At 61.9% G+C, this 17,418-nt stretch carries 16 protein-coding genes; 6 read left to right on the forward strand and 10 right to left on the reverse strand.

Going from position 1 to position 17,418, the window contains the following annotated elements:
- Window positions 1-4: 4 nt before the first annotated feature.
- The 3 genes from NKH73_RS02525 to NKH73_RS02535 are packed head-to-tail and all read right to left on the reverse strand — an operon-like array spanning window position 5 to window position 2,567.
- Window positions 5-925, reverse strand: a complete 921-nt coding sequence (locus NKH73_RS02525; RefSeq protein ID WP_352927558.1) for an ABC transporter ATP-binding protein — start codon at window positions 923-925, stop codon at window positions 5-7.
- A complete protein-coding gene (locus NKH73_RS02530; protein WP_352927560.1) occupies window positions 922-1,875 on the reverse strand; it encodes an HlyD family secretion protein in 954 nt (317 codons plus the stop codon). The genes NKH73_RS02525 and NKH73_RS02530 overlap by 4 nt, the downstream gene beginning before the upstream one ends.
- Window positions 1,872-2,567: a CerR family C-terminal domain-containing protein gene (locus NKH73_RS02535; RefSeq protein ID WP_352927564.1), complete on the reverse strand. Its 696-nt coding sequence runs from the start codon at window positions 2,565-2,567 to the stop codon at window positions 1,872-1,874. The genes NKH73_RS02530 and NKH73_RS02535 overlap by 4 nt, the downstream gene beginning before the upstream one ends.
- A 91-nt stretch (window positions 2,568-2,658) precedes the next feature.
- On the opposite strand from NKH73_RS02535, the gene NKH73_RS02540 reads away from it, so the two are divergent.
- The 3 genes from NKH73_RS02540 (at window position 2,659) to NKH73_RS02550 (ending at window position 4,965) form a co-directional block, all read left to right on the forward strand.
- Window positions 2,659-3,132 carry a CYTH domain-containing protein gene (locus NKH73_RS02540; protein WP_352927567.1) on the forward strand — a complete coding sequence of 158 codons (474 nt, stop codon included), beginning with the start codon at window positions 2,659-2,661 and terminating at the stop codon, window positions 3,130-3,132.
- Window positions 3,129-4,076, forward strand: coding sequence for a CHAD domain-containing protein (locus NKH73_RS02545; RefSeq protein WP_352927570.1), 948 nt, complete (start codon window positions 3,129-3,131; stop codon window positions 4,074-4,076). The genes NKH73_RS02540 and NKH73_RS02545 overlap by 4 nt, the downstream gene beginning before the upstream one ends.
- Window positions 4,077-4,137: 61 nt before the next feature.
- Window positions 4,138-4,965, forward strand: coding sequence for a C40 family peptidase (locus tag NKH73_RS02550; RefSeq protein WP_352927573.1), 828 nt, complete (start codon window positions 4,138-4,140; stop codon window positions 4,963-4,965).
- Between the two features lie 83 nt (window positions 4,966-5,048).
- Here NKH73_RS02550 and NKH73_RS02555 read toward each other — a convergent pair whose 3' ends face one another.
- From NKH73_RS02555 to NKH73_RS02575, 5 genes are all read right to left on the reverse strand, one after another.
- A complete protein-coding gene (locus NKH73_RS02555; protein ID WP_352927576.1) occupies window positions 5,049-6,425 on the reverse strand; it encodes an adenylate/guanylate cyclase domain-containing protein in 1,377 nt (458 codons plus the stop codon).
- A 218-nt stretch (window positions 6,426-6,643) separates the two neighbouring features.
- A complete protein-coding gene (locus NKH73_RS02560) occupies window positions 6,644-8,368 on the reverse strand; it encodes a SulP family inorganic anion transporter (protein WP_352927579.1) in 1,725 nt (574 codons plus the stop codon).
- A 117-nt stretch (window positions 8,369-8,485) separates the two neighbouring features.
- Complete coding sequence (locus tag NKH73_RS02565) at window positions 8,486-8,755, reverse strand: helix-turn-helix domain-containing protein (protein ID WP_352927583.1); 270 nt, start codon at window positions 8,753-8,755, stop codon at window positions 8,486-8,488.
- A gap of 179 nt (window positions 8,756-8,934) precedes the next feature.
- Window positions 8,935-9,633 carry a phosphatase PAP2 family protein gene (locus tag NKH73_RS02570; RefSeq protein WP_352927586.1) on the reverse strand — a complete coding sequence of 233 codons (699 nt, stop codon included), beginning with the start codon at window positions 9,631-9,633 and terminating at the stop codon, window positions 8,935-8,937.
- A 12-nt stretch (window positions 9,634-9,645) separates the two neighbouring features.
- Window positions 9,646-9,984 (reverse strand): hypothetical protein, encoded by a 339-nt coding sequence (locus NKH73_RS02575; RefSeq protein ID WP_352927589.1) that lies wholly within the window; start codon window positions 9,982-9,984, stop codon window positions 9,646-9,648.
- 206 nt (window positions 9,985-10,190) lie between these two features.
- On the opposite strand from NKH73_RS02575, the gene NKH73_RS02580 reads away from it, so the two are divergent.
- On the forward strand, window positions 10,191-12,197 hold the full coding sequence (locus tag NKH73_RS02580) for a PhoX family protein (RefSeq protein WP_352927592.1): 2,007 nt from the start codon (window positions 10,191-10,193) through the stop codon (window positions 12,195-12,197).
- A gap of 280 nt (window positions 12,198-12,477) precedes the next feature.
- A complete protein-coding gene (locus NKH73_RS02585; RefSeq protein ID WP_352927595.1) occupies window positions 12,478-13,515 on the forward strand; it encodes a phosphatidylglycerol lysyltransferase domain-containing protein in 1,038 nt (345 codons plus the stop codon).
- 146 nt (window positions 13,516-13,661) lie between these two features.
- Here the strand turns inward: NKH73_RS02585 and NKH73_RS02590 are convergent, their stop codons facing one another.
- Window positions 13,662-14,423 carry an ABC transporter permease gene (locus tag NKH73_RS02590; protein WP_352927598.1) on the reverse strand — a complete coding sequence of 254 codons (762 nt, stop codon included), beginning with the start codon at window positions 14,421-14,423 and terminating at the stop codon, window positions 13,662-13,664.
- Window positions 14,420-15,346 (reverse strand): ABC transporter ATP-binding protein, encoded by a 927-nt coding sequence (locus NKH73_RS02595; RefSeq protein WP_352927601.1) that lies wholly within the window; start codon window positions 15,344-15,346, stop codon window positions 14,420-14,422. The genes NKH73_RS02590 and NKH73_RS02595 overlap by 4 nt, the downstream gene beginning before the upstream one ends.
- Before the next feature lie 346 nt (window positions 15,347-15,692).
- On the opposite strand from NKH73_RS02595, the gene NKH73_RS02600 reads away from it, so the two are divergent.
- Window positions 15,693-17,399: a phospholipase D-like domain-containing protein gene (locus NKH73_RS02600; protein ID WP_352927605.1), complete on the forward strand. Its 1,707-nt coding sequence runs from the start codon at window positions 15,693-15,695 to the stop codon at window positions 17,397-17,399.
- Window positions 17,400-17,418: the final 19 nt, after the last annotated feature.

Here is a 17,418-nt window from a genome sequence, read left to right on the forward strand (position 1 = left end):
TTTTTCATCCCATATTGTCCTTCGAGCCGGACATGAACTGGATGAAGACATCCTCCAGGCTGGTCTCGCCCGGCGTCACCGTTACGCCCTTGTGCTCTTTCTCGACGTCGGCGAGGGCTGCCTGAAGCGCGTTCTTGTCGGAACCAACGACATGCAGCGTCGCGCCGAACGGCGCCACCTGGTCGACGCCGGAGCGGCCGCCGAGTGCGGCAGCAACCTGATCAAGCCGCGGGCCATGCACGACGAAGGTCGTCAGCCCAGCATTCCTGACCACCTCTTCGACCGTGCCTGACGCCAGCATCTTGCCGTAGGAGATGTAGCTGATGCGGTGGCAGCGCTCGGCCTCGTCCATGTAATGGGTGGACACCAGTACGGTCAGCCCGCCACTCGCCAGCCGATGGATCTCGTCCCAGAATTCGCGCCGCGCCTTCGGGTCGACGCCCGCCGTCGGCTCGTCGAGCAGCAGCAATCTGGGCTTGTGCATGATGCAGGCGGCCAGTGCCAGCCGCTGTTTCCAGCCACCGGACAGAGTGCCGGCCAGCTGGTCTTTGCGCGAGGTCAGGCCGAGTTCTGCAAGCGTCCTAGCCACATGCTCGTCGAGCGGCTTCAACTGGTAGAGCCGCGCTACGAATTCGAGATTTTCGGCGATGGTCAGATCCTCGTAGAACGAGAATTTCTGCGTCATGTAGCCGACTTCGCGCTTGATACTCAGACTGTCGGTCCGGATGTCGAAACCGAGCACCGTGCCGTCGCCCTCATCCGGCGTCAGCAGGCCGCACATGATGCGGATCGTTGTTGTCTTGCCCGAGCCGTTCGGGCCGAGGAAGCCGACGATCTCTCCTTCTGCCACCGTCATCGTTACATGGTCGACGACGGTCTTGTCGCCGAAGCGCTTGACCAGGCCATGGACGTCGATGACGTTCATTTGCCGATATCCGCCAGATCAACGTCGACGATCTGCCCCGGCTGCAGCGCGCTGGCGTCGCCCTCGGGCCGCGCCTCGACCAGGTAGACCAGCTTCTGCCGGGTCTCGAGTGAGTAGATCACTGGTGGCGTGAATTCCGGATCCGGCGACACGTATCTGACGCGAGCCTTCACGTCTGGCCCGCAGCCATCGCAATGAACATTAAGCAGCGTACCGACTTTCACCGACGAGAACGCGCTTTCCGGCACATAGACGCTGAGCTTCACCGCGCCATCCGGCAGCATCGAAATGACAGGCGCGGTCGGGCCGGCCGTGTCGCCCGGATTGCGGATCACATCGTTGACGCGCCCCGGCGACGGCGCCGCCAGCACGCGTTTCGACAGCCGCCATCGCGCTTGCTCCAGCGCCGATTGCGCCTGCCTGACCTGATTGTCGGCGGCCTTGATCGTCTCCGGCCGCGCCGGTAGGCCGCCGACAGCGAGATTGGCTTCCGCCTGGCCGACCTGCGCGTTGGCTGTCTCCAGGGTGGCCGAGGCGGTGTCGAAATCGGCCTGCGTGCCGGTGCCGCGTTTGAACAGATCGCTGGCGCGGGTGTATCTGCGTTTGGCGTCGGCGGCCTGTGCCCTGGCCATGTCGACCTGCGCCTTGAGCACCTCAATCTCTTCCGGTCGCTTACCGACCTGCAAGTCGGCAAGTTGCGCCTGGGCCTGGGCAAGCGCCGCCTCGGCTTGCGCGACGGCGATTTTCGCGTCGGCGCTCTCAAGCGTCACCACCGGCGTGCCCGGCGCGACGCGGTCGCCGCGCTTGACCGAAATCGTCTCGACCTGCGCCACCTCGATCGGCGCGAGCAGCACATAGTCGCCCTCGACATAGCCGACGGCGAGCGGTGCCGCCGGTGCGCAGGCGCTGAAAAGCAGGGCGGCGAGCGGCAGAGAACAGAGGAAACTCATGACCTACGATCCTTCCGGGCGGCCAATATGGCCCCAAGGTTATCCGTCACCACCGCCGCAATCTTGGTGGCCTCGGCGTCGCCGATCGCGCGCCAGCCCATGCGGCGCATCACCGCCTCGCGGCCGATGCGGAAATAGACGACCTGGCCGATCAGTGTGAACACGGTGAGACGGGTAGCCTCGCTCTCGGCCGGCTCGCCCGTGGCCTGTTCCCAGATCAGGCAGAGCCGGCGATGCGCGGGTTCGAACACGCCGTCATAGATACGGTCGAGCGCGGCGGTTGGATGGGACAGCTCACGCAGGACGAACTGCACGATCTCGCCCGCTTCCGGCCTTGCCGCGATGAAAGCCACCATCCGCTCCAGCGCGGTGAATAGATGCGCCCGCGCCGCTTCGGGATCGGTCATTGCCGCCGCGGGCGCTTGCAGATTGCCGATCGCCTGGCCGGCAATGGTCTGGATGGTGTCGACGATGTAGTCGGCCGCAGCGTTGCGAAGCCCTTCCTTGCCGCCGAAATGATAGGCGATCGAGCCGATATTTGCCTTGGCCTCCGCCGCGATCTCGCGTGTCGACGTGCCGTCGAAACCCTGGCGTCCGAACAGCTTCAGCGCTGCGCGGACAAGTGCCGCACGCGTCATGTCGGCGGGAGATGCCTCGCGTCGCGGAATTTTGGAGTCCGTTGATTTGCTCATGATCAGCGATTTAATCAATCGAATGATTAAAGTCAACCTTTGACTACCTCGACCTTGCCTTCTCCTACCGCACGCGCTTTAGTGCGAAGCCATGGTCAAGGAAATCGAGCGCAAGTTCCTGGTCTCCGGCAATGAGTGGCGGGACCTGGCCGAGGCGGATATCCGCATTCGCCAGTTCTACCTCGCCGCCGCACCCAACCGCTCGGTGCGCGTGCGCATCAGCGACGGCGCCTCGGCAAAGCTGACGCTCAAATTCGGCAGCAAGGCCCGCGAACGCGACGAATTCGAATATCTGATCCCTCTGGCGGAGGCGGAGGAGATGCTGGCCTTCGCCATCGGACATGTCATCGAGAAGACACGCCACCATGTTAGGCATCGCGGCCATCTCTACGAAGTCGATGTCTTCGGCGGGATACATAGTGGTCTTGTAGTCGCCGAGCTCGAGACGCCGGAGGACGTACCGGACGAAATGCTGCCAGACTGGCTCGGCCGCGAAGTCACTGGCGAGCAGAGGTTCTATAACGCGTCGCTCGCCCTCGGGGGGATTCCGGAGATCGCCGCATGAGCTATCGCATCGACCCGCGCCTGCCGCTGACCGATGAGGTCAGGCGCATTCTCGCCGAGGAGATCGGCAAGGCGCTCATCCATTTGGACGCGGCGCATGACCGGCCGGAGCAGGCGCTGCACAAATGCCGCAAGCGGCTGAAGAACGCACGCGCCTTGCTACGCCTGGTCCGTTCCGGAGACGAAACATTTTGCGTGACCGAGAACCAGTGCTACCGACAGGTGGCGGCCCTGCTTGCCGGTCCGCGCGAGGCGACCGCGCTGGTTGAAACCATCGACCGGCTGGCGGCAAGCTTTCCCGAGCAGAGCGCCGGCGGCGGCCTCGATGCCGTGCGCGAGACGCTCGTCGCGCGCCAGAACGAATTGCATGGCGGTGTCGGCCTCGACGCTGCGGTAGCTGCCGCGATTGCCGCTTGCGAGGAGGGAATCAACCGGATCGATATGCTGGCCTTGCCCGACCGGCCTGAACAGGCCGCCGATGTGCTTGCCGAAGGCGCCCGCACCACGCTGCGTCGCGCCAGAAAGGCGCTGGACAAGGCGGGCTCCCGCGGTGAGGCCGACGATTTCCATGATCTGCGCAAGGCGGCAAAGACCCACGGTATGCATCTGTCGCTGCTCGGAAGGCTGTGGCCGACGCCGATCAAGGCCCGGCGTAAAGCAGTCGACGAATTGGGTGAAAGACTGGGCGAGCTGCATGATTTGTTCGTCCTGCGCGAACTTCTCGATGCCGACGACCGGCCGCTCGGCTCTCCTCAAGAGACCCGGCTCCTGGGCAAACTGTTGAAGCGCTCGGAGAAGAGCCTGAAAAAGACCTGCCTCGCTGCGGCAGCCGATCTGTTCGGCGATAGCCCCAGGCGCTCGACAAGGAAACTCGCACGCAAGGCGCGCGACGATCTGGCGGCCGCGCCGCGCGAAGACGCCAGCGCGCCCGGAGCCGCCGGCTGACACAGCCCTTCAGTTCGGGATCATGGTCTAGGCCGCCGGCCTGTGGTAATCGCCGTCTGGCATGATCGAGACCGGGGACACGCTTCTGGACCGACTTGGCCGCTGGCTTGCCGGCCGGTTGCAGGAGGAATCGTCGGGCTACGAGCCTTACACGCCGTCCGATGCCGAGACGCTGCGCCGAACGCTCGAGCCCGGCGACATCCTGCTCATCGAGGGCAATCAGAAGATCTCGGCAGCGATCAAATACCTGACCCAGTCGACGTGGTCGCATGCGGCCTTCTATATCGGCGATGCCTTGCCCGAACCGGAGGACGGATCGGAGCGTCGCCGCCTGATCGAGGTCACACTTGGCGATGGCTGCATCGCCGTGCCGCTGTCGCGCTACCGGACCTACAATACGCGCATCTGCCGGGCGAGCGGCCTGGTGCCGGAAGATCGAGACAAGGTCGTTACCTTCATGATCGGCAAGCTCGGCCTCAGATACGACCTCAAGAATATCTTCGACATGCTGCGTTACTTCTTCCCGACACCGCCGGTACCGGTGCGCTGGCGCCGCCGCATGCTGGCTTTCGGTTCCGGCGACCCGACCCGGGCCATCTGCTCCTCGCTGATCGCCGAGGCCTATGGCCAGATCCGCTATCCGATCCTGCCCGAGATCACCCGGGCGCCCGGCCGTGCCTCGGCGCAGTCGAACTATTCGCGTAAGGAAATCCTGCACATCCGCCACCACTCGCTCTACACGCCGCGCGACTTCGACCTGTCGCCCTTCTTCCGCATCGTCAAACCGACGCTGGAATATGGTTTCGACTACCGGACGGTGGCCTGGGAGGACAAGGCAGGCACAGACGCCGCAGCAGCGAAGGCTGGAGCAATCACCTCAGGCACGTGATGGCTTTCGGCCTGGGTCAGGACATACCCCTATGGCGCGGCCGCTATCCGGCCGAAGTGCAGGCGTTTCACTGGCGGCCTATATCACGCCGAGACCGCAACAGCGCCCTGGTTTTCGGCTCTGTGTTCGACCCAAACATGGACCGGTTCGTCCCGGCCGCGGATGCTCACCGGTCCATGATCGCGCGCATTCAACCGTGTCGTGGGCGATTCCGCCTGCGCGGCCTCAATCAGTCGTGACCCAAAGCAAATATTCGCCTGAAGCTCACGGCAGAGCGCTTGCAAACGGCTGGCGACGTTGACGGTGTCGCCCACCACCGCGAAGGACAGATTGCGCTCGCTGCCGACCGCGCCGATGACGACTGCGCCGTATTGTGCACCGATCCGAACGTCCAGCGGCGGGTATCCCCTGGACACCCGCTGCACATTCCAGTCTTTGAGAGCGGCGATCATCGCTTCAGCGCATTGGATGGCCCGAGTCGCGTCGTCATGGCTGGCTTGCGGAACCCCGAATGTCGCCATGATGCAATCGCCGATATAGTTATCGACTGTGCCATGGTGGTCGAAAACGACCTGCTCCATGCGACGGTGGAACTGACGCAGAAGTTCGAACACTGCTTCGGCCGGATGATCCTCGGAATAATGTGTGAAGCCGACGATGTCGGCAAACAGCACCGCGATATCCTGCCGGCGGACCGGGCCGAAGGGCTCGTCATCCGTGGCGAGCTGGTCGACGACATTGGGCGAAAAATGCCGGGCAAGATTGGCGCGGGCGCGCTCTGCCTTGACATAGTCTTCCGACAGATGTCGGGAACGAGAGACGACCAGCGCCATGATCGCGCCGATAATCAGCACAACCAACACGTTGGTCGCCTGCGCGAATGTATCGACGAAATTGGGATTGAGATAGAGGTTCAGTCGCTCTGTCATCGGCAGCGAATAGAGGTTCGTCGCCGGAATGACGGTTCCCGCATGAAAAATCACCCACCCCACCCCGATCGCCCACGTCAAGGCCGCGAGCGCGCCGAGATAGAGCGCCAATCGTGTCGAAAGAGTCAGCGCGCCAAGGCATACGAAGATCAGCAGGAATTTGAAGCTGCCCTCGCGCAGTTGCATGGCGGCCGGCGCGACCTCCAGGGAAAACGGGTTGGGCGTTACCAGCAGAACGGTCAACAGAATGATGTCCAGCGTACCCACGAGGTAACCGATCCACCATGGCGCGTTTCGACGGCGCGCAAAGAGAAACTGGATCAGGCCGACGAGCTGGAACAGCACAAGGCCCGCCAGCACGAAGAGCAGCGAGGCATCCCAGCGGCTGATCGATGAAAAGAAGCAGGAGATCACGGCGAGCGATGCCGTACGCGCCCAGAACTGCAATGCAGCACCCTGGCGTTCTGCGCGCTCCCGCAAATTTTTCAGGCGCGAATAGCGGCGAAGTTCAAGTGTTGGCGCGGTCGGCATAGGATCACTTCGATTTCACGGGGACGTGTCACGCATTCGGCAAACCCGCGCTCTACTGGCAAATCAGTGCGCGAACTCTACCATGAATGTGGTTCCATTTTTGAAGCGCGGCTGCAAAGAGCAAAAATGTCCAGACAAAAGATCATGGTGGAAACTGAAGCAACGGGCGGACATTCTTGCACTGACAGATGACCCACTGACCGGCAAAATCCTGGTCGCTACTCCGTCTTCCGCTTCCCTGCCAGTTGCGCCCGCGCATCCCTGATCGAGGCGGCGTATGTCACCAGCGGCCGCTTGACGCCGTGGTTGATCAGCATGCGACGTGTCTGCGGCGAAGCGCCTGATATGATGAAGCGCACGCCGGCGCCCCTCGCCTTGTGGGCCGCGCCCTCGATGACGTTGGCTGCCGTAGAATCGAAGAACGGCACTGCGGAGCAGTCGAGGATGAAGTTCTTGCGCTGGTCGGCGATGCGGTCCAGCACCGTGGCGACGGTCGAGGCGGCGCCGAAGAAGAAGGCGCCCGAAATACGGTAGACGACGGTGTCGGTATCGCTGGCTTCACTGGAATCATAGGCGTTCGCGGCACCGGTTCTGTCGGCGACGTCGTCCGGCACCAATCTCTGGTCCGGCTCAACCGCAATGCTCTTGGCCATGCGGTCGATGAACAGGATCGAGCCCAGAGCGAAACCGACGACGATGCCTTCGGTGAGGTCGCGGAAGACGACGATCAGGAAGGTCGCCATCAGCACCAGCGCGTCGCCGCGCGAAGCGCGCAGTAACGTGGCGAAGGCTTGCTTCTCGAACATGTTCCAGCACACCACCGCCAGCACGCCGGCAAGGGCTGCAAGCGGGATGTAGCTGGCCAGCGGCGCTGCCACCAGCATCAGCGCAAGCAGGAGGACCGAGTGGATCATGCCCGAAACCGGTCCATGCGCGCCGGCCCGCACGTTGGTCGCCGTTCGAGCGATGGTGCCGGTGGTGCAGATGCCGCCGAACAGGGCCGACGCGATGTTGGCAAAGCCCTGCGCAACGAGTTCGCAATTGGAGCGGTGCCGCCTTCCTGTCATGCCATCGGCGACAACCGCCGACAGCAGCGATTCGATCGCGCCGAGCAGCGCAAAGGCTATGGCGTCCGGCAGGACGTCGATTACCTTGTCGAAGCTGATCGGCGGAAAGGCCGGCATTTGCAGGCTGCGCGGGATGCCACCGAAGCGCGTGCCGATGGTTTCGGCAGGCAGGGAAAACAGCGCCACGGCAAGCGATGCCAGACCGATGGCGATCAGCATGGCGGGCCATTTCGGTCGCCATCGCTTCATCAGGGCAATGGCGACGATGGTCAGTACGGCCACGGAGGTGGCAGCGAGATTGACCGTGCCGGCCGCCTCACTGAGCGCCATCAGCTTCGGCACCAGCGGTCCGGGCTCTTTGCCGGCGAGCTTCAGCCCGAACAGCTCGACGATCTGGCCGGAGAATATGGTGATGGCGATGCCGGCGGTGAAGCCAACGGTCACCGGATAGGGAATGAACTTGATGTAGGTGCCAAGCCTGAGATAGCCGATGGCGAGCAGGAAGATGCCGGCCATCATTGTCGCCAGCAGCAACCCGTCGACACCGACCCGCGCCACCGTTGCCGCTACCAGCACGATGAAGGCGCCAGCCGGCCCGCCTATCTGGAAGCGGCTGCCGCCGAGCGCCGAGACGAGGAAGCCGCCGATGATGGACGTGTAGAGTCCGCGCTCCGGCGTCACGCCGGATGCGACCGCGATCGCCATCGACAGCGGCAGCGCCACGATGGCCACGGTCAGCCCGGCAATGGCATCGGCCTTGAAGTGCTCTGCTGTGTAGCCCTCGCGCAGCACTGTCACCAGCTTCGGCGTGAACAGTTCGGAAAAAGTCGGCTTTGCCGGACTTTGGGCCGGTTGATGAATTGCCCGCCGATCCATGGACTGCCTTTCGCTCCTGATGCAGGTCGCTCAAACTGGGCAACGACATGCATAAAAACCAAGGCGGCGAGATCGTCGGCAGGACTGTCGGCGGTCGCCGTCGCGACTTTTACCGACTCAGCCCGGCGGGCTCTTCGGCACGACCGGCTTGAGGCGCACGCCCCTGCCGCCGCGCTCGCTGGCCTGATTCTCGCCGATCAGTTCCACGCCGGCCTCATCGAGGGCCTGGATGACCTTCATCAGCGTGTCGACCACGGCCCTGACCACGCCGTCGCTCGCTTCCATGCGCTGGATGGTTGGAAGCGAAACCCCGGCGCGCTCGGCAAGCGTCTTCTGATCGATGCCGGCCAGCGCCCTTGCGGCGCGCATCTGCGCGGCAGTGATCATCGGCTAAAAACCCCCGTCTAAGTCTACATTCCTATGTATAATACCATCATTGTGATGTTTCAAGCATCATAATGTATATGTCAGACGTGCACACCAAGGTCCTGCCGAGCCTGCGCGCCAACTGGGACAGCAGGCCCTCGGCCGTCATCAATTTCGAGGAGTGTTAGCCGCAGCGTCGCTCAGGTGTCGGTCTGCCCGCGCCATCGCTGTAACGCCCATGCGGCCAGCCAGCACAGCATGGCCCAGGCGAAGCCGGCGCACCAGCCGGCCAGCACGTCGGACGGCCAATGAACGCCGAGATAGACGCGGCTGATGCCGACCAGCACCGTCGTCAGCACTGCCAGCGACAGCACGTAGATCTTCGTCGTTCGCCCAGGCAGGAAGCGCGACGCCATGCTGCCCAACGTCAAATATGTCACCGCCGACAGCATCGCATGGCCACTCGGAAACGAAAGCGTCGCCACGTCGGCGAGATGCGAGACGAGCTCGGGGCGAGGCCGGTCGATTCCGAGCTTCAGCGTGCTCGACAAGGCCTGCCCGCCCGCCACCGCTACGAAAACGAGAAATGCTGGTCCCGGCCTGTGGATCAGCAGCAGATAGACGATCACCGCAGCAGTGATCAACACGAGGACACTGGCGCTGCCGAGGCTGGTAATGTCGCGCATCGCCCCTTCCAGCCATGGCGGGCCGATCGGATCGTCGGGTTGGCCCGCTTCACGAAAGGCAAGCAGGATTTCCGTGTCGAAGGCGTGCGGCGTGGTGTCTCGCGCCACCTCCATCAGTTCCTCGAACCCCCATAGTCCGCCGGCAATGACCAGTCCGGCCAGCAACACCGGGAATTCGATCCAGCTGAGCAACTTGGTTGTGGTGTTCTTCATCGGCCCTCGCAATTACAATTTTTGCAGATAGGGTCCGAGCGTGATCAGCGCCACCGCTGCGACGGCGAGCACGATCCCGGTCGCCTGCAACGCATTGACGCGCTCGCCAAAGAAAACCAGTGCCACCACGTTCACCGACACCAACTGGATCACCGCCGACAGGCTGAACGACACCGACATGCCGAATTCACGGATCAGCCTCAGCATAATCAGATTGCCCAGCGAATAGAGCGCCAAGGTCAGAATGATCTTGCCGATGCTCGGCGCCAGTCCCCATTGCTTGGCGGCCGTCGCCGCCAGAAGGAAGATCACCGTCGAAATACCGAGCTGCCCCAGTCCCCAAAAACTCACTTTTTTATCCCTCTCGAAGCGGTGCTTCCGTGCCTGCCGCAGATCTTGTTTCCGAAGCGTCGGTTGCGGTCAAGCGGGGCCGATCATCGACACGGAATCGGGACTGGAAATTGGCTGGCAACGTCATCAAACTGTGATCTGCTGGCGATAGCGGTCAGTCAAGCAAGACGCTCCAGCCATCCCAAAGAAGCCAGAGGCAAGTCCACATGAACGAACATCGCTCGACTGAACATCGCGCCCCCGACGCCCAGTTCCGCACCAGCCTGCTCGAGGAAAACGATGGGCCAGGAACCAATCCCACCGACAACCAGACGATAGGCGAGATCATCGCCGCGCGTTTCTCGCGCCGTGGTTTCCTGCAGGGATCGCTCGCGGCAACCGCCATCGCCGTCACCGTCAGCCCGCTGGCGCTGATGCTCGCCGACGATGCCCGCGCCGCCGCCGGCTCGGCCTTCACCTTCGACGAGGTCGAGGCAGGCGTCGACGACAAGCATCATGTCGCCGCCGGCTATGACGCCGACGTGCTGCTGCGCTGGGGCGATCCGCTGTTTGCCGATTCGCCGGAATTCGATCCGGTCAACCAGTCGGCGGAGGCTCAGGCCAAACAATTCGGCTACAACAACGACTATGTCGGCTACATCCCGATCGACGGCTCGGCCGAGCACGGCTTGTTCGTCACCAATCACGAATACACCAACCCGCATCTGATGTTCCCCGGCATCGTCAAGATCAGTGAGGGCAAGATCGAGGTTTCGCCCGCCGACAAGAAGCGCGTCGACATCGAAATGGCGGCTCATGGCATGACCGTCGTCGAAATCCGCAAGGTCGACGGAAAGTGGCAGGTCGTGCGCGACGGCAAGCAGAATCGCCGGATCACCTCCACGACCGAGATGGCTTTGACCGGCCCGGCTGCCGGCCATGACCGGCTCAAGACCAACGCCGATCCGACCGGCACGAAGGTGCTGGGCACCGTCAACAACTGTGCTGGTGGACTCACGCCTTGGGGGACGGTTATGTCTGGCGAGGAGAACTTCCACGGCTATTTCGCTGGCGAGCTTCCCGCCGATCATCCTGAAGCGGCAAGTTACAAGCGGTACGGCATTCCTGAAGGCACCTATGAATGGGCGAATTTCTACGAGCGCTTTGACGTCTCCAAGGAGCCGAACGAGCCGAACCGCTTCGGCTGGATGATCGAGATTGATCCGACTGAGCCCAATTCCGTCCCGAAAAAGCGCACCGCGCTTGGCCGCCTCAAGCATGAAGGCGCCGAGTCGGCTGTCGCCAAGGATGGCCGTGTGGTGTTCTACCAAGGTGACGACGAGCGTTTCGACTATGTCTACAAATTCGTCACAGCCGGCAAGTTCAACGCCGAGGACCGCGCCGCCAACATGGATCTTCTCGACGACGGCACGCTCTATGTTGCCAAATTCGCCGAGGACGGTACGCTTGAATGGCTGCCGCTGGTTCACGGTCAGGGCCCGTTGACCGCCGAAAACGGCTTTGCCAGCCAGGCCGACGTGCTGATCGGGACAAGGCTTGCGGCCGATCTTCTCGGTGCCACCAAGATGGACCGTCCTGAGGACATTCAGCCCAACCCGACGACCGGCAAGGTCTATGTCATGCTGACCAACAATTCGAAACGCAAGGCCGACCAAGTCGACGCCGCCAACCCGCGCGCCGAAAACGCCTTCGGCCACATCATCGAGATCGTCGAGGACGGTGGCGATTTCACTGCCACCAAGGGCAAGTGGGAAATCCTGTTGAAATGTGGCGATCCCTCGGTGGCCGAAGTCGGTGCCACCTTCTCGACCGCGACGACCGCCAATGGCTGGTTCGGCATGCCGGACAATTGCTTCGTCGATTCGGCCGGCCGGCTCTGGGTCTCGACCGATGGCCAGGGTCCGAAGGCGACCGGGCGCACCGACGGCCTGTGGGCCGTCGACACCGAAGGCGAGGCGCGGGCGACGTCAAAGCTGTTCTTCCGCGTACCGATCGGTGCTGAACTGTGTGGCCCGATATTCACACCCGACGACCAGACCGCTTTCGTCGCGGTCCAGCATCCGGCCGATGGCGGCGAAGACTGGGAGCCTTTTGGCCGCCCCTCTTACTATGAGGACCTGTCAACCCGCTGGCCCGACTTCAAGCCCGATATGCCGGTGCGGCCGTCGGTCGTCGCCATCACCAAACAGGGCGGTGGCAAGATCGCGGTCTAGAGATCATCTCGCTCCAAGGTCCACTCTGATAAATCGTGAAGGAGGGGTTTCGGTTCGGCCGAAGCCCCTCATTTTTATGCCCAATTGCCAGTTTATGCCCAACTAATGGGCTTTCGTTCAATTCTCGCTGCTACCATTTCAGGTGTTCACCACCCCAGTTGCGCTCTATAGGGCACATGCGCGATATGATCGACAATCAGACCGCCCAATGCGATTGATTCGAAGCCCGCGAGCTGGCGGGTACTCCCAGTAGTGAAGCGCGGGACGCGGAATCTCGACAATGCCCTCCTTGCGCATTCATTTCGACCGCCTGCTCGAGGGCGCAGCGCCGAAGGTAGAGCGGCGGGAGCTGACGCATGTCCAGCGCCTGGCGCTGGTCCGCCAGCACGGCAATTTTTCGCTCGCCTATTCGACCGCCGTCCAGCGCAACCTTTCCTATTTCGGTGACGCTGACGGCTACATCGCCTTCGGCACCAAGATGAGGCACCATTTCGCGCTTGGCGACCCGGTGGTCCATCCGCCCGATCGGCCCGACTATATCAGGCGTTTCGTTGAGGCCGCCGATAACCCCTGGTTCGTGCAGATCGGCGAACAGACGGCCCGCGTGCTGGCCGGGCTCGGATACCAGGTCAACCGTCTCGGCGTGGATACGCGGCTGGTCCTGCCAGCCCATGATTTTTCCGGAAAGCGCAACGAAACCGTGCGCTATTCCGAGCGCTGGCTGCTGAAGAAGGGGTTCTCCTTTGCCGAGGACAAGCGGACCATCTTTCTCGACGAGATCCAGCGGCTATCGCAGAACTGGCGGGCGGACCGCATCGTCAAACGATGGGAGATGGCTTTCCTCAACCGCCCCTTCAGCGATCATCTCGGCGTCGACATGCGCCGCTTCGTCCTGCATGGCCCGGATGGCGAGCTCGTTGCCTTGCTCGACTTCGATCCGCTGTTCAGCGGTGGCGAGGTGATCGGCTACACCACCTCGTTCAAGCGCAAGCATGTCGACGCCACGCCGCATGCCGAGATCGGTCTGACCAAATTCGCAGTCGACCGCTTCCGCGAGCAAGGCATCTCCGTCGTCACGCTCGGCCTGTCGCCGCTCGTCGACATCGGACCCAGCGGATTTGCCGAAAGCGACTTCTGGCGCACCACCTTTCAGCGCGCCTATGACTCGCCATGGATCAACCGCAGCAAGTTCAACCTGCAGGGGCAGGCTGCTTTCAAACGCCGTTTCCACGGCATCGAGGAGCCGACCTACGTCGCCTTCCGCAGGGGCACCTTCGTCGAGATGCTGGGATTGCTCCGCCTGATCAAGGCGCTCTAGGCGACGCGACACCTAGAGCGGTTCAGCTTTTGATAGAACCGCTGACCGGCTCTAAGTGTTTGTTTTTACGCAATTCCCAACGGAAAACCGCTACGCACTTTTCCTGGAATTGCTCTAGTGACCTGGCCGAGTGCTTTCTGGCTTCGTCAGTTCCGCAGCCGGTAGCCGGTCCTGAATATCCACGCGACGACCGCTATGCAGATAAGCAAGAAAACGACGGTCATGCCTAGGCTGATGCCGATCGAGACGTCGGACTTGCCGTAGAAACTCCAGCGAAAGCCGCTGACCAGATAGAGGACAGGATTGAACAGCGTCACCGTGCGCCAGATGCCGGGCAGCATATCGATCGAATAGAAGCTGCCGCCAAGGAAGGTCAGCGGGGTGATGATCAACAGCGGCACCAGCTGCAGCTGCTCGAAGCTCTTCGCCCAGATGCCGATAATGAACCCGAACAGGCTGAACGTCACCGCCGTCAGCACCAGGAAAGCGAGCATCCAGAACGGATGCTCGATGGTCAGCGGCACGAACAGCGCCGCGGTCGCCAGGATGATCAGGCCGAGTATGATCGACTTGGTCGCCGCACCCCCGACATAGGCAATGATGATCTCCAGATAGGATACTGGCGCCGACAGCAATTCGTAGATCGAGCCGACGAATTTCGGGAAGTAGATGGCGAAGGACGCGTTGGAGATCGACTGCGTCAGCAGCGACAGCATGATCAGCCCCGGCACGATGAAGGCGCCGTAGCTGATGCCGTCGATCTCGGTGATGCGCGAGCCGATGGCCGAGCCGAAGACGACGAAATAGAGCGACGTCGAGATGACCGGCGAGACGATGCTCTGCAGCACGGTCCGAAAGGCGCGCGCCATCTCCATCTTGTAGATCGCCCAGACTGCTCGCAGGTTCATGCGTCCTTCCTCACCAGATTGACGAAGATCTCCTCGAGCGAGCTGTTTTGTGTGTCGATATCGCGGAACTGGATGCCGGCCGTCTCAAGGTCGCGGAGTAACGAGGCGACGCCCGGCCGTTCGCTCTGGTTGTCATAGGTATAGGTCAGTTGGTCACCGTTCGGCGAAAGCTCCAGCGCATAGCGCGAAAACGTTTCGGGTATGGTGGCAAGCGGGCTGCGCAGCTCCAGCAACAGCCGTTTGCGGCCAAGCGTGCGCATCAGTTCGGCCTTGTCTTCGACCAGCACGATCTCGCCGCGATTGATGACGCCGACGCGGTCGGCCATCGCCTCGGCCTCCTCGATATAGTGCGTGGTCAGGATGATGGTGACGCCGTCCTCGCGCAGCCGGCGCACCATCGCCCACATGTCCTGGCGCAGCTCGACGTCGACGCCGGCTGTCGGCTCGTCGAGAAATAGCACCCTCGGCTCGTGCGACAGCGCCTTGGCGATCATCAGCCGCCGCTTCATGCCGCCGGACAGGGTGATCGCCTTGGCGTCCTTCTTGTCCCACAATGACAGGTCGCGCAGCACCTTCTCGACGAAGGCGGGGTTGGCGGGCTTGCCGAACAGGCCGCGGCTGTAACTGACAGTCGCCCATACGCTCTCGAACGCGTCGATGGTCAGTTCCTGCGGCACCAGCCCGATCAGGCTGCGCGCTGCCCGATAATCCCGGCCGATATCGTGGCCGTCCACTGTGACCGTGCCCGACGAGCGGTTGACGATACCGCAGACGATCGAGATCAGCGTCGTCTTGCCGGCGCCGTTCGGCCCGAGCAGCGCAAAGATCTCGCCGCGCTCGATATCGAGGTTGATTTCCTTCAGCGCCTTGAAACCGGTGGCGTAGGTCTTGGTGACCCCGGAAATGGAAATGATGGATGACATGGCTGAAAACGGCTGCTTGAAAGGAGGTTTGTTGATTTTAATCCGCTGAATGTCGGTGCGCGCAGCCGGAAGTCAATGGCACTCCTGACAGTTCTGGACATTGGCATGCGAAGACGCATCTTCCCCTGCCGCAATCGGACGGTTGCACGCCTAGTTTCGCCATAAAAGCATATTCCATGCTATAGTAGTATCTACTTCGCTGCGTTCCGTAAAAAACGATGAACAAGAGGGGGTTCTCGTGCATTTCAGGTCAAACTCTGTAGACGGCTATGTAATATATGCTGTCTCGGGCACAAACACTGTCTCTTTTGCTGTCGACTACCGACAGGCCGATACGGCGGGCCTGTTGGGTTTTGCGGTTGAGCGCTTCGACCCGAAGGAAGACGAGCGCTATTTCATGTACGGTTTCAAGGTGTTTCCGTCTGTAATTCCCTTTCCCGGCCAGGACATGATCGTCAGTACATATGACCAGCCGATCCAGAGTTTCGTCTGGGATGACTTCACCGCCAAACCAGGTCGCGAATATCGCTATTTCTTTCATCCGCTGAAGGGAAAACCGAGGAATATCGACCGCAGCGCAGCGCCGGTGGAGATCGGCATCCGCACCGAGCCGCTGTTTACCAAGGGCGAGCATGACATCTTCTTCAATCGTGGCGTCGCGAGCAGTCAGGCCTATGCGCGCCAGTTCGACAACAAGGCGCCGGACAAGATCACCGACCCGGTCAAGCGCCAGGCGGCGCTCGACTGGCTGAGCCGCGATCTCGACGAGGCCCTGATCCGCTTCATAGACAGCGCGCAAGCCGGCGATACGCTGCTTGGGTGTTTTTATGAATTCCGCTATCTGCCCGTCGTCAAAAGACTGACGGTCGCCGTCGAACGCGGGGTTGCCGTCAAGCTGGTCCTCGACGCAAAGGACAACGCCCATATCGACAAGAAGACGGGAAAGCTTGTCGAAAGCTACCCGCTGGAGGACAGCAAGCGCACGGTGGCCGCCGCCGGATTGCCGGCGGACAGCGTCGCCTGCTGGCGCGCCGCCAATCCAAGCGACATCCAGCACAACAAGTTTCTGGTGCTTCTGCGTGGCGACCCCGCGGTCGCAGAAGAGGTCTGGACGGGCTCCACCAATCTGTCGGATGGCGGGGTTCACGGGCAAACCAATGTCGGGCACTGGTTTCGCAACAAAGACACTGCCTCGGCGTTCAGCAAATATTGGAAACTGCTGGCAACCGATCCTGGCTCGTTGAAGGGCGACCCAAGGGCCAAGGCGACAGCCAAAAAAGCGGCTTACCGCGAGGCGGTGATGGCGTTGCTGCCGACGCCTGGAAAATTGTCGGAGATCCCAGCCGGAGTGACGCCGATCTTCAGCCCGCGAAAGGGCCTTTCAGTTCTTGAGATGTATGTCGAGACGCTTGACGCGGCGGAATCGCTCGCTTGCATCACGCTCGCCTTCGGCGTCAACCCGCTGGTCAAATCCGCACTCGCGGACAATACGCGAGACAGCCACATCTCCTTCCTCATGCTGGAGAAGGAAGACAAGCCGGATCCGAAAAAGCCCGATGCGTTCGTGCGGCTATCCGCGAAGCACAACGTCTACCAGGCTTGGGGATCGTATTTGCGGGACAATCTCTATCGCTGGACCCGCGAGATCAATGCCGGCATCCTGAAGCTCAACCAGCATGTCGCCTATATTCATTCGAAGTTTCTGTTGAAGGACCCGCTCGGCGCGGACCCGATCGTCATCACCGGTTCGACGAACTTTTCGGACGCTTCGATCACTGGCAACGACGAGAACATGCTCGTGATCCGCGGCAGCGGAAGGGCTGCCGACATTTACTTCACCGAATTCAACCGTCTCTTCTTCCACTATTATTTCCGGTCTGTTCACCAGGCGATACAGGGCAGAGCCGAGGCGGCCGGCAATGCCGCCGCAGACGCGAAGGCGAGCCTTTTCCTGTCCGAAACGGATGAATGGCTCAGCAAATACAAGCCCGGAAGCTTGCGGTCCAAACGGGTCGGAATGTTCACCGTGATGACGGACCCACAGATCATCTAGGGCATGAATATTCAGGTGA

Origin of the sequence: Mesorhizobium sp. M0938 (assembly GCF_040319125.1) — a bacterium.
Lineage (GTDB): Bacteria > Pseudomonadota > Alphaproteobacteria > Rhizobiales > Rhizobiaceae > Mesorhizobium > Mesorhizobium robiniae.